Annotated in this window: 8 protein-coding genes; 5 read left to right on the forward strand and 3 right to left on the reverse strand. The window is 72.2% G+C overall.

All coding sequences use genetic code 11. The features are described 5' to 3' along the window. Positions 1 to 28 precede the first annotated feature (28 nt). Positions 29 to 1,117 (reverse strand): cell division protein ZapE, encoded by a 1,089-nt coding sequence (gene zapE, locus ACFYVL_RS14375; RefSeq protein WP_389244819.1) that lies wholly within the window; start codon positions 1,115 to 1,117, stop codon positions 29 to 31. Between the two features lie 37 nt (positions 1,118 to 1,154). Here zapE and ACFYVL_RS14380 point away from each other — a divergent pair, with 37 nt between their 5' ends. From ACFYVL_RS14380 to msrB, 4 genes are all read left to right on the forward strand, one after another. Further along, complete coding sequence (locus ACFYVL_RS14380) at positions 1,155 to 1,919, forward strand: pyrimidine reductase family protein (RefSeq protein WP_389244379.1); 765 nt, start codon at positions 1,155 to 1,157, stop codon at positions 1,917 to 1,919. A 232-nt stretch (positions 1,920 to 2,151) separates the two neighbouring features. Continuing rightward, positions 2,152 to 2,622 carry an indole-3-glycerol phosphate synthase gene (locus ACFYVL_RS14385; RefSeq protein ID WP_389244381.1) on the forward strand — a complete coding sequence of 157 codons (471 nt, stop codon included), beginning with the start codon at positions 2,152 to 2,154 and terminating at the stop codon, positions 2,620 to 2,622. 110 nt (positions 2,623 to 2,732) lie between these two features. After that, on the forward strand, positions 2,733 to 4,142 hold the full coding sequence (gene murC, locus ACFYVL_RS14390) for a UDP-N-acetylmuramate--L-alanine ligase (RefSeq protein WP_389244383.1): 1,410 nt from the start codon (positions 2,733 to 2,735) through the stop codon (positions 4,140 to 4,142). Between the two features lie 32 nt (positions 4,143 to 4,174). Further along, complete coding sequence (gene msrB, locus ACFYVL_RS14395) at positions 4,175 to 4,582, forward strand: peptide-methionine (R)-S-oxide reductase MsrB (protein WP_389244385.1); 408 nt, start codon at positions 4,175 to 4,177, stop codon at positions 4,580 to 4,582. A 51-nt stretch (positions 4,583 to 4,633) separates the two neighbouring features. Here msrB and ACFYVL_RS14400 read toward each other — a convergent pair whose 3' ends face one another. Next, a complete protein-coding gene (locus ACFYVL_RS14400) occupies positions 4,634 to 6,289 on the reverse strand; it encodes a protein kinase (protein ID WP_389244388.1) in 1,656 nt (551 codons plus the stop codon). A gap of 247 nt (positions 6,290 to 6,536) precedes the next feature. On the opposite strand from ACFYVL_RS14400, the gene ACFYVL_RS14405 reads away from it, so the two are divergent. Further along, positions 6,537 to 7,010, forward strand: a complete 474-nt coding sequence (locus tag ACFYVL_RS14405; protein WP_389244390.1) for a lamin tail domain-containing protein — start codon at positions 6,537 to 6,539, stop codon at positions 7,008 to 7,010. Between the two features lie 108 nt (positions 7,011 to 7,118). Here the strand turns inward: ACFYVL_RS14405 and ACFYVL_RS14410 are convergent, their stop codons facing one another. Then, entirely contained in the window at positions 7,119 to 13,067 is a 5,949-nt protein-coding gene (locus ACFYVL_RS14410) for a DUF5979 domain-containing protein (protein WP_389244392.1), read from the reverse strand. Positions 13,068 to 13,209 lie beyond the last annotated feature (142 nt).

Consider the following 13,209-nt stretch of genomic DNA (forward strand, 5'->3'; position numbering starts at 1 on the left):
GGGCCCCGGCCGTCGGCCGACCCCAAACCTACTGCGCCACCAGACCCTGCGCGTCCCGTGCGAGCGCTGTCAGCCGGGAGATGGCGCGGAAGTACTTCTTGCGGTACCCGCCGTTCAGCATCTCCTCGCTGAAGAGCCGGTCGAACGGCAGCCCGGACGCCAGCACCGGCACCTCGCGGTCGTACAGCCGGTCCGCGAGGACGACCAGCCGCAGCGCCGTCGACTGGTCGGGCACCGCGGTCACCCCGGTCAGGCAGACCGCCCGCAGGTCGTCGGTGAGCGCCCCGTACCGGCTCGGGTGGACCTTCGCCAGGTGGGCCAGCAGCGCGGGGAAGTCGTCCAGGCTGGCGCCCGGCGTGGCGTGCGCGGCCTTCTTCACCTGCTCGTCGCCGTACGGGGGCGGAGCCTGGGGCAGTCCCCGGTGGCGGTAGTCCTCGCCGTCGATGCGCAGCGGCCGGAAGTGCGCGGACAGCCCCTGGATCTCGCGCAGGAAGTCGGCCGCGGCGAACCGGCCCTCGCCCAGCTTGCCGGGCAGCGTGTTGGAGGTCGCCGCCAGCGCGACACCGTGCTCCACCAGCCTGCTGAGCAGGGAGGACACCAGGACCGTGTCGCCCGGGTCATCGAGTTCGAACTCGTCGATGCACAGCAGCCGGTGCCCGGAGAGGGTGGCCACGGTCTGCTGGAAGCCCAGCGCGCCGACCAGGTTGGTCAGCTCCACGAACGTGCCGAAGGCCTTCAGGGACGCGTCGGCGGGCGTCGCGTGCCAGAGCGAGGCCAGCAGGTGGGTCTTGCCGACGCCGTAGCCGCCGTCGAGGTAGACACCGCGCGGACCGGCGGGCCGCTTCTCGGGCTTCCTGGCGAACCAGCGGCGCCTGCCCGCGTCGGCCGGTGCGCCGAGGCTCGCGGCGAATTCGCCGAGCACCCGTACCGCCTCGGGCTGGCTGGGCTGTTTCGGGTCCGGGATGTACGTGTCGAAGCGCACGGCGTCGAAACGCGGCGGCGGCACCATCTCGGCGACCAGCCGGTCGGCGGGGACGTGCGGCTCGCGGGCGCACAGGGACAGCGGAGCCGCTTCGGATATGGGGCCGGGCCCCTGAGCAGCGGTGGAGGACGACACAACGGTCCACCATAAGCGCCGTGCCAGACTGCGTTCCATGCGACGCCTGTTCCCTGTGACCGAAGAGACATCCGACGCCGACGGCCCCGAGTGGGGGCTCGACGAGCTGGCCGAGGCCTACGCGTACCCCGCCGGAGCCGAGGTGTGGCTGCGCGCCAACATGGTCTCCTCGCTGGACGGGGCGGCCCAGCACGACGGCCGTTCCCAGCCGATCTCCAGCGACACCGACATGCGGGTCTTCGGCACCCTGCGGGCGCTCGCGGACGTGGTCGTGGTCGGTGCGGAAACGGTACGGCTGGAGGGCTACCGCCCGGCCCGCGCCCGTGCGGCCTTCGCGGAGCGGCGTGCGGCGGCGGGGCAGGGACCGGCGCCCGCCATCGCCGTCGTCAGCGCGAGCCTGGACCTGGATTTCTCGCTTCCGCTTTTTGCCCGGCCGCTCGTGCCGACGCTGGTGCTGACCGGTGCCACGGCCCCGCTGGACCGCATCCGCGCGGCCCGCGAGGCCGGGGCCGAGGTGCTGGTCGCCGGGGACGGGGCCCGGGTGGAGATGAACCAGGCGGTGCGCGCGCTGGCCGAGCGGGGGCTGACCCGCCAGCTCACCGAGGGCGGCCCGCGGCTGCTGGCCCAGTTCATCGCGGACGGCGCGCTCGACGAGCTGTGCCTCACGGTGTCCCCGGTGCTCACCGCGGGGCGTGCCCAGCGGATCGCGGACGGGCCGGGACTGGCGGTTCCGGATCGCTTCCGGCTGGCTTCCGTACTGGAGGAGGCCGGTTTCTTGTTCACCCAGTACCGTCGGAATTGACCCATTATTGACCCGTTAGTGGATCATTCGATATGTACGTTCGGGGTCGGCAAAGGCGGAATTTGTCGTTCCGCTTAGCTTCCGGTGGGCACACTTACCTCGCGGTCCCCGTGCAGGCACGGGGAAGGATGGTTTCCGCAGGGATGCGCAGCGGCCGGGACGCACAGGCGTTCCGGTCAGGGACCGGGGCGTACCGACGCACCGGTCAGAGAATGGAGAAAGGGCGCCCGACGTGTTCACGAGCGTATTGATGATCGAGAAGCCCCTCACTGCGGCTGACGTGGAGTTCGTGACGACCCTGCACGGTGAAGAGGCCGTCTCGTTCGTGGTGCTGATGCAGCCGCGCGGCGACCAGGCAGACGTCCTACTGAGAGCCATCGACGACGTGGCCCTGGGCGAGCTGGAGGAGGCCGTCCACGAGGGCGACGAACCGGAGGGCGAGCAGGCCAGGCTGCCGGCGGAGAAGGGACTGGCCGTCTCGCTGGCGGCACTGCGCCAGGCGGGCAGCGAGGCGGTCGGCCGGGTCGTCGAGGACCACCCGCTGGACGTCCTGAAGTCCGTGGTCGAGGAGACCGGGGCGGACGAGGTGATCGTCCTGACGGCACCGCACTACGTGGAGGAGTTCTTCCACCGCGACTGGGCGTCCCGGGCCCGCCACAAGGTCGGCGTACCGGTGCTCAAGCTCTTCTCGCACAGCGAATAGGCTGAGGCTCCCCGGCGGGGAAGAACCCTTCCGCGCCGGGGAACAGGCCCGCCCCTCGCCGGGGAGCGGGTCCGCCGCCCCCGTTCGCCGCACCACCTGGAGACAGACGCATGGCACCCGGTATCCCCACCGCTCTGGACCGACCGCACTTCATCGGCATCGGGGGCGCCGGAATGTCGGGCATCGCCAAGATCCTCGCCCAGCGCGGCGCCAAGGTGGCGGGCAGCGACGCCAAGGAGTCCGGCACCGCCGACTCGCTGCGCGCCCTGGGCGCCACGGTCCACATCGGCCACGCCGCCGCCAACCTGGCCAACGACGCCACCGGAGTCGTGGTCTCCTCCGCGATCCGCGCCGATAACCCGGAACTGCTCCGCGCCGCCGAACTGGACATTCCGGTCGTCCACCGCTCGGACGCGCTCGCCGCGCTGATGGACGGCACCCGCGCCATCGCCGTCGCCGGCACCCACGGCAAGACGACCACCACCTCGATGCTGGCCGTCGCCCTCTCCGAGATGGACCTCGACCCGTCGTACGCGATCGGCGGCGACCTCGCGGGCCCCGGCACCAACGCCCTGCACGGCGAGGGCGACATCTTCGTCGCCGAGGCCGACGAGAGCGACCGCAGCTTCCAGAAGTACGACCCCCAGGTCGCCGTCGTCCTCAACGTGGAGCTGGACCACCACGCCAACTACGCCTCGATGGACGAGATCTACGAGTCCTTCGAGACCTTCGTCGGCAAGGTCGTCCCCGGCGGCACCCTGGTGATCAACGCCGACCAGGAGGGCGCCGTCGAACTCACCTCGCGCCTGCGCGGCAACGAGCTGCTCAACATCGTCACCTACGGCGACTCCGCCCAGGCCGACGTACGCGTGCACAAGATCACCCCGCGCGGGCTGACCAGCGAGGTCACCGTGCTCATGAACGGCAAGTTCCTCACCTTCACGGTCTCGGTCCCCGGCGCCCACTACGCCCACAACGCCGTCGCCGCCCTCGCGGCGGGCGTGGCCCTCGGCCTCCCGGCCCACAACCTGGCCTCCGCCCTCGGCAAGTACACCGGCGTCAAGCGCCGCCTCCAGCTCAAGGGCGAGGAGCAGGGCGTGCAGGTGATCGACTCCTACGCCCACCACCCGACCGAGATGACCGCCGACCTGGAGGCCATGCGCGCCGCCACGGCCTCGGACAGCTCCCCCTCGCGCCTCCTGGTCGTCTTCCAGCCCCACCTCTTCTCCCGCACCCAGGAACTCGGCAAGGAGATGGGCGAGGCCCTCGCCCTCGCGGACGCCTCGGTCGTCCTCGACATCTACCCGGCCCGCGAGGACCCGGTCGAGGGCGTCACCAGCGCCCTGATCATCGACGCGGCGAAGGCGGCGGGCGCGGAGGTCACCGCCGTCTCCGACAAGTCCGCCGTCCCCGAGGTGATCGCGGGAATGTCCCGCCCCGGCGACCTGGTTCTCACCATGGGCGCGGGCGACGTGACGGACCTGGGCCCGCAGATCCTGGCCCGCCTCGCGCAGCAGTAGATCCCGCGCAGCGTCAAGAAGGGACACCCACCATGTCGTACGACATCGAAAAGCCCGACGAGCAGTGGCGCGAGGAGCTCACCCCCGCCGAGTACGCGGTCCTGCGCCAGGCCGGCACCGAGCCCGCCTTCGTCGGTGAGTACACCGACACCAAGACCGAGGGCGTCTACTCCTGCCGCGCCTGCGGCGCCGAGCTGTTCCGCTCGGACACGAAGTTCGCGTCGCACTGCGGCTGGCCGAGCTTCTACGACCCCAAGGACACGGACGCCGTCGAGCTGCTCTCCGACACCTCCCACGGCATGGTCCGCACCGAGGTCCGCTGCGCCCGCTGCGGCTCGCACCTGGGCCACGTCTTCGAGGGCGAGGGCTACCCCACCCCGACGGACCAGCGCTACTGCATCAACTCGATCTCGCTGCGGCTGACGCCCGACGAGGGCTGACCCCGGCCGCACCGGACGCAGGCTGCCCGTGGCCCCGGCCACGGGCAGCGGTCAGTCGGCGGGCGCCCGCTCCGGGAGACGCGGCAGCAGCAGGGTGACCAGGGGTGCGAGCACCGCGCACACCACGAGTCCGGCCGCGACCGACAGCAGCAGCGGCGTACGTCCCCCGGCCGCCAGCAGCATGAAGACGACCGTGCCGTTGAACAGGCCCGCCGCCGTACCCGCGTCGCAGCACCAGGGAATGCGGCCGGTCGTGCGGATCACCGCCTTGCGCACACCCAGGCCGACGGCGACGAGCGCCGCCGTGCCCGCGAAGAGGAACACCACTCCCGTCCACCACGGGGACGGCGGCCAGAACAGCAGGAAGACGCTGACGAGCACCGCGCCGACGAACGCCGTGAGAGGGGTGGACAGGCACGACTCGTCGGCCGGGTCCGTGTTCGACGACGGATCTCCCGCGTAGGTCGCCAGCGAGACGGTCAGGAAGGCTGCCGCGCACACCAGCAGCGCCCAGAACGGCGACCAGCTCGTCAGCAGCGAGAACTGGGTGAACAGCAGACCGCCCGCGATCAGCCCGTTGAGCATCGAGGTCCGGGTGGAGCCGGGAGGCATCGGCCGGGCGGGCGCGCGCCCCTGTCGCGGCTCCAGTCCGGCCCCGGTCCCGGTCCCGGCCCCGGCCCGGCGCCCGGTGCCAGCGGTGCGGGGCGCCGGGGCGGGCGCGAACGCGGGCATCCGTGCGGGCATCACGGGTGCGGGGGCGGGTTTGGGCGTGGATTCCGGGGCGGATGCGGGTGTGGGCGCGGATGCGGGCGGTCCTGGCTCGGTGGAGCGGGCCGTGCGCGCCGGTCGCCGGGCGTCCGGCGGCGACTGCTCCAGGTCGGCCAGCAGCCCGGAGAGGGTCTGGGCCACCTCGGCGGCGGAGCCGGGGCGGTGGGCCGGGTCCTTGTGCAGCAGGCGCAGGATCAGCTCGTCCAGCTCGCTCGGCACCTCGGGGCGCAGGGCGCGCACCGGGCGCGGCTGCTCGGCGAGGTGCTTGGTGACCACGGCCCATCCGGTGCCCTCGAAGGGCGGGACGCCGGCGAGGAGTTCGTACAGCAGACAGCCCAGCGAGTACAGGTCGCTGCGGCCGTCGATGGTGCGGTCGCCGCGCGCCTGCTCGGGCGACATGTACGCGGGGGTGCCGATCGCCGACCCTGTGCGGGTGAGCCCGGTCTCGCCCATCACCCGGGCGATCCCGAAGTCGCAGATCTTGAGGTCGCGCTCCTCCTCGCCGTACACCATGACGTTCGCCGGTTTGATGTCCCGGTGCACCAGGCCGCCCCGGTGGGCCGCCGCCAGGCCGGTGCAGATCTGGGCGCCCCAGTCCACCACGCACGCGACGTCCGGCCTCTTGGCGGTGACGAAGGTGGCCAGGGAGCGCCCCTGGACCAGCTCCATGACCAGGAAGAGGACCGGGCCGCCGGAGAGTTCGGCCTCGCCGTAGTCGTGGATCGTCACGATGTGACGGTGCGTCAACCGTGCGGTGGAGCGCGCCTCCTGGTGGAACCGCGCGGCCAGCGACTCCTCGGCGAGCGGATTCGTCAGGATGACCTTGACGGCCACGTCCCGGTCCAGCCGGTGGTCGACGGCCCGCCAGACCTGGCCCATGCCGCCCGCCCCGAGCACCTCCTCCAGCCGGTAGCGGCCTTCGAGTATCTCTCCACGCACCGAGTGCCCCGTTCCTCCGGTCCTTCCGCGCGACCGCGCGGTCGGTGATCGAAGGACATTGTGCCCGGGGCAACGGCCGTGTGCCGCACGGGAGTTCGGCCCGCCGCGTGCGAAGGGGAATCGAACTTGCGGGAACCGGTCGTGCGGCGGCGCGAGTTGTGATGACATGCACTCCGGAGATCCACATCATGTGGATCTCGTGAAGAGTGGGGGACATGTGTTTCGTGGGAACGGGATGAGGGCGGCCGTGCCGGTCGCGGCGGGGGTCGTCGGACTGCTCGCCTGCGCGGTGGCTCCGGCGCAGGCCGCGCCGCGGCACCAGGGGGGTGTCCACTTCGGCTGGATCCAGTACAACGGGGCGGGCTCCGACAGCGGGTCCAACGCGAGCCGGAACTCCGAGTGGGTGCAGATCCACAACGCCAACCGGTACGCGGTCCAGCTCAAGGGCTACAAGGTGCGCGACAAGTACGGCTGGACGTACACCTTCCGCGCGCTCTCGCTCGGCGCGGGCAGGACCGTGACGCTGCGCACGGGCAGCGGACGCGACACGGCCGCCCACGTGTACTGGGACCACCGCTACCGGGGCCGGGCCGCCTACGTGTGGAACAACAGCGGTACCGAGACCGCCGCCCTGCTCAACGCCAAGGGCAAGCAGGTCGACTCCTGCGCCTGGAAGGGCCGGGGCGAGCGCACCCGCGCCGAGAGCGTGAACTGCCACTGAGTACGGGGGAACACGAGCGGCGCCCCGCACCGGATCCCTTCCGGTGCGGGGCGCCGCCGAGTGTGGAGCCCTCCTTCGGGCGCCGCTGTTCTCCGGGGGCCGCCGGGCCTACTTGACCGGCTTCGGCGGCTTGCCGTGGAAGGTGTTGGTGATCCGGACCAGGGCGTTGTCCTCGGACCTCACCCGCACCACACCGTCCGTGGCGCCGCCCGCGGTGCCCGGGTCCGAGTCCTGGACCGTCACCCTGGCCCCGCGCGGCACCGGGGTTTCCCTGGCCGAGCAGACCGAGCCGGCCGGCACCGTGAAGGTGCGGCTGCGCCCGGGGTTGAGGGTGAAGCGCAGGTCGAGGAACGGAGTCCGGGTGCCCGGCTTCACACAGCGGGCGTGGAAGGTGAACGGGCCGGGGCCCTGCCCCTTCAGCTGCTTGGCCACCGTGAAGCGGCCCGGCTTCGGCACCGGCTTGGGGTCGAAGCTGTTGGTGGCGGTGATGGTGACGGCGGGGGAGTCCGTGCCGCCGACCGTGACCGCCGTCGCCGGGCTGCCGTGGTCGACGCCGGCGCTGGTGGCTCCGCCGTTGTCCACCTCCGTCGCCCAGCAGCGGGTGCCCTTGGGCAGCGGGAAGCCGAGGTCGTCGACCGTGCGCGAACCCGCCCCGGTGAACGTGTAGCGGCGCCGGTCGACCACCGGCAGGTCCCGGCCGTCCTTGGTGCGCAGCGTGCAGGAGAGCTCCAGGACGAAGGGCCGCCCGGCGGGGGTGCCGACGACCTTCTTGGCGAGGCGCAGGGTGCCCGTCTCGTAGGAGTTCCTCGCGGTGATCGACACCTCGGGGGCGTCCTTGGTCACGACGACCGCACTGCCGTGGCTGCCGTGGTCGACGTCGGTGCGGGTGGCGCCGCCGTCGCTCATCTCCTCGGCCCAGCAGCGGGCCCCGAGGGGCAGTTCGCCGGGCACCTTCAGCGTCTCGCCCGCCCTGACGGTGAAGCGCTTGCGGATCACGAAGGCCACCACGGGATCGCCGTCCGGGCTCTCCGCCTCACGGATGCAGGTGACGCGGAAGACGTAGTCCCGGGCGTACGGGGCGGTGTCCGGCGCACCCTCGATCTCCTTGCGGAGGGTGAGGCTGCCGACGGAGTAGGTGTTGGTGAAGTCCACGGCCGCCGTGGTCACCGCGCCGTCCTTGGTGATGGTGATCGGGCCGACGGGCGGCGGGGTCTCGTCCGCGCCTCCCTGGTCGATCTCGTCGACCGTGCACTCGGCGCCGACCGGGATGTCGTCCACCTGGCCGGTGAGGGTCGGCGGGCGTGCCGTCACCGTACGGACGACCGCGTCCTTGCGGCCGTTGAAGTCGCACCGGACGCGGAACCGCAGGGTGCGGTCCGCGAAGTGCACACCCGCGCCCGCGAGGTGCTTGATCACCCGCAGCGACCCGTTGGGGAAGTCGTTGGTGACGGTCAGCCCGGCGGTCCTGCCCGGGACGGAGTCGATGACGGCGGTGCCGGTCTCGGAGGAGTCGGTGGCGGTGATGTCCACCGAGTCGGCACCGCCCCGGTCGGTCTCGACGGCGGTGCAGCGGGCACCCGCGGGCAGTCCGTCGACGGGGGTCTCACCGTCGCCCTGGAAGGTGAGGTCCCTGGGGAAGCCGGGGAGCCTGCCGCCCCGGAAGAGGCAGTCGACCCGCACCGTGAACGGCCCCTTGCCGAACTCGGCGGCGGCAGCCCCCGTGGTCTTCTTGCGGACCTTCAGGGAGGCGTTCACATAGGTGTTGGTGATCTCCACGTGCTCGCCGCGCTCGTCGGGCGAGGCCGGGGTGATGATCTCGACCTGCGCGTTCTCCGGGCCTAGGTGGCTGCTGCGCAGGCCGCCCGAGTCGATCTCCCAGACCTCGCAGCGGGCTCCGGCGGGCACGCCCACCAGCGCCATCGGGGTGTACGGGGTGATCTCGAAGACACCGTCGCGCACCACCTGCGCGGTGCCGCCCTGGGGGGTGACGGTGCAGCGGTAGCCGACCTTGTAGGGGCCGAAGACGATGCCCTCGGGGACGTTCACCTCGATCTTGTCGACGCGCAGGTTGCCGAACCGCATGCCGACGCCGACCTTGGGCGGCTCGGTGACCGGCAGGTCGTGGCGGTTGCCGTTCTGGATGACGGTCTCGGAGTGCGCGAAGGAGTTCCAGGCGATGGCGGGGTCACCGGGATCGTCCAGGTCGACGGGCGAGGACATCGGCAGGGTGATGAACACCTCGCCGCCCGGCGGGAGCTGGGTGTCGAAGGTGACCCGCATCTCGACGCCGGTGGCCTCGTCGGTGTGCCCGGCCCGCCAGTCGGCCCTCGCGCAGTCGCGGCGCGGGGTGCTGATCAGGTTCGAGCAGGGGTTGGTGACGGTGGCGTACTTGGTCTCCAGGGTGCCGGGGCCGGTCAGCTCGGGCGCCCCGGTCAGCCGGGGGCGCGGGTTCCACCGGGTGTCGCGGCTCTGGTTGCCGAGCAGCACCCCGGTGTCGCCGCGGTACGGGAACACGTCCAGCAGCCGCACCTCGGTGGTCGGGTCGGTACCGGAGTTGACCGCCCGCAGCAGGTACTGGAAGCGCTCGCCCGGCTTGACCAGCGCGATGCACGGATACTGGGTGTACGTGCGCCCGCCCTGCTTCAGCACCGGGCAGGACGGCGAGTCCAGCGCCACGTACTGCTTGGTCACCGAGTTGTAGAAGCCGAGGCCGGGGTCGCCCGCGACCCACTTGCTGGCCTCGAACGCGGTGCCCGGCAGGGTGGTGATCTCGGCCCGGGAGGTGCAGTAGCGGCCCTCGCCGAAGTTCTCCGTGTCGTCGACGCGCTCCCCGTCCCGGCCGGAGTTCGCCAGGCACTCCAGGTCCTTGTCGACCTCGGACCCGGCGCCGAACACGTTCTGCACGACGGAGTCGCCCGGCACCCCGGGCGCCAGCTTGACCTGGAACGTCACCTTGATCTCGGCACCCGGCAGCATCGCCCACTTGGGGAAGCGCCACCGGACGTGGGTGATGCGCCCGTCGGGGCCGCGGGTCGGCTCGTACACCGGAGCGGGCGGCTCCGGCGTACCGGCGGGGACCTTGAACGTCAGCCGGAAGGGGAGCCCGTTGTCGCCCGCGTACGTCTCGTCGAAGCGCAGCAGCTCAGGCATCGGGTCGGCGAGCACCAGCGAGTTGACCGCGCCGGTGCCGCTGTTGCGGACGGTCAGGGTGAACGGGGCGCTCTCCCCGGGGCCGATGCGCGAGTCGGGGCCCTTCTCGACGTCCAGCTTGCCGCGCCCCTCCTGCACCTTCAGGGTCGCCGTGCTGTCGCCGAACGGGAACGTGCCGTCCGGCGGCTGGAGCCTGCTCGACCCCTCCGCCTTCGCGGTGTCCTCCAGGGTGTCGGGGATCGGGGTGCCGGGGGCCGAGCGCAGGTTCTGCCGCGCCGCGACCTTGAAGCAGACGATGTCGGGGCAGGCGCCGCGCCGCTGCGGGGCACCGGGCACCAGCACGTAGCCACCGCCGGAGTGCGAGAACGTGAACCGCAGGCCCCGCACGTCGGCGGCGTCGACACCGGACGGCAGGCCGGGGGTGGTGGAGCCGGTGGCCGTGCCCTCGACCCAGGTCGCGGACGGGCCCGAGCACCCGGCGGTGCACGCGTCGACGCGTACCCGGTCGGCACCCGGCGGGAAGGTGACCCCGGTGACGCGGACGAAGTCGGCGGCGTCGAAGAAGTCCGCGTCGGCGTCGGTGACGATCATCTCCTTGAGGTTCACGTTGCCGGTGTTGCGGGCCTCGATGCGCACGTCCGGCTCCTGGCGGGGGACGCCCGGCAGGGTCCTGGCGACCAGGGACGGTGAGATGGTCTTGCGGACCGAGCCGCCGCTGCGGGCGGGCTTGGTGACGTTCTCCTCGGCGGTGCAGACGTTGCCGGCCACGGGCCGGCCGGCCGAGGTGATCACCGCGCAGTTACGGAAGGAGACGTCGTCGGCGACGCCGCTGCGGCGCTCCACGACCACGTCGACGAGGATGCGGCCGTTGGGCGGCAGGCTGCCGTCCGCGAGCCGGGCCCGGACGCCCTTGGCGCGGTTCAGCAGCGCGCTGTTCGCGGCGTCGTACGCGACCCACCTGGCGGCCGTCGGGTCGTACACCTCCAGCAGCACGGGCAGCCCGGCGGGCTCGCGGTAGCGGATGGTCATCCCGGTGAGCCGCACGACGTCGAACGGGTTGCCCGCGGCCGTCGGGTCGCCCGGGTCGGTGATCGCGGGACGGTCGAGCGCGGTGGTGCCCGCGTTCGCCAGGTCGAGGGTGAAGGTCACCGGGGTGTCCGGCGGCACCTCCGTCTTGTCGGCGGACTTGGAGGTGCGGATGTCGTCGCGCGGGTTCTGCGGGCGCAGGCTCTCGCAGGCGGTGCCCGAGCCGGCGCCGGAGCCGTCCACCGGGTTGGTGGCGGAGACGTCCGCGCAGTTGGCGATGCCGTCCGAGGCGTCCTGGGCGTTCTCCTTGCCGTTCAGCCTGCCGTGCAGGCCGAGCCGGCCGAGGCCGTTGGGGGCGATGGTGCCGCTGCCCTTGGCGTCGGTCCCGCGGAAGGTGACCGAGACCTGCCGGGGCGGGCTGCCCGCCGGGCATCCGGTGGCCGGCACGCCCTGCCGGGACGGCGTCGCGGTGAGCTGGACGGGGGCGGGCCTGGAGCCGTCCCGGCAGACCACGGTGACGGTGGCGGAGGTGGCTCCGGCGGGGAACTCCACCTCCATCTTCGAGGCGTCGAACTTGTCGAACTCGCTGACCGCCGTCGTCGACGGCTCGGTGATCGTCAGGGTCGCGACGGGGAAGGACGCCGTGTTGCGGGCGCCGACGACCATGGAGACGGGCGAGTTCGCGCCGATGATCGCGGTGCCGTCGGCCCGGAAGTTGCCATCGGTGTCGGAGAAGAAGGACTTGGTGCCCTGCACGCTCGCGATGTTCGGCAGGATGTCGTGGGTGGCGCAGGACTCGGGGCCGTTGACGGTGCCCGCGACGGCGTCCTTGGCGCTCACCGAGGCGCAGTTGCGCACCTGCTGACGGCTGCTCGGGGCGATCGGCTTCCCGTCGGAGCGCCGGGTGTCGCGCAGGACGACGTCCAGGGCGACCTGCCCGCCGGTCGCGTCGTACGGCAGCTTCGCCCCGGAGGCGGCGGTGAACTCGAACTTGACCCCGGTGATCCGCTCCGGTGCGATTCCGGGCGGCAGTGCCACGGCGGGCCCCGGTCCGAGCGGTCCTGCGACGAACTCACCGGCGGCGCACGGCGTGCCGGCCGGCTTCGTGCAGACCAGCACCCGCACCCGGTCGGCGCCCGCGGGGAACCGGGAGACCGGTCCGACACCGGTCACGTCGAAGTGCTCGTAGGTGGCCGCCGTGGTGTCGCCGACGGTCAGCGCGGTGACCTCGGCCGAGGTGGAGGAGCCGTTGCGCACCCCGAGGGTGATCGTGGAGTTCTCCCCGGACTGCGCCACGGTGGAGGTGTGCGACCACTTCTTGGCGGTGACGGGGCGGACCACGCGCGGAATGCGGACCGTCACCTCGGCGGTGGAGGACTCGGGGTCCGCGTTGTCGGCGTCGATGGTCGCGGTGTTGGGGACCTTGGCGCCGTCGGTCAGCATGGTCTCGGCGGGGACCCGCATCCCGATCGCCACCTGGCGGCTGACCCCGGCGGGCAGCCCGCTTGATCCGGCGGGGGAGGGCGGGCTCGGCAGCGACTCGGAGAACTGGATGGTCAGCTTCCGGGTGGCGGCGTCGTAGCTGACGGTCCGGGTGTCGGTCGACTTGGGGAGCGTGGTGATGTCGAAGCCGGCCGGCAGCACGTCCTCGACCACCGGGTTCACACAGGCCGTCGTCAGCGAGGAGCAGGAGGCGGTGAGGTTGTAGGAGAGCGTGTCGCCGGGTTCCAGCGGCATCGTCGCCCCGGTGACCCGTTTGGTGATGCCCACCTCGGCCTCGGCGGCCCGCGCGGCGGCGCCGGGGGCCGCGGCGAGCATGCTCGCCAGCGAGGACAGCAGCAGGGCCGAGGCCACGCCGCTCCGCATGATCCGTTGTCGCAACTTACGCTCCCTGGCCGCTCCGGTGTATAGCGGCTCAGAGTCACATTCGTGCTGCGGCAGCGTATGCCTATAAGTGGCAAATGGCGTGCTTTTTGACTGAATGGGTCAAGACGGGCCCGGGTGTGTCGCCCACTCGGCGCCG

It is taken from the genome of Streptomyces sp. NPDC004111 (assembly GCF_042874215.1).
GTDB lineage: Bacteria > Actinomycetota > Actinomycetes > Streptomycetales > Streptomycetaceae > Streptomyces.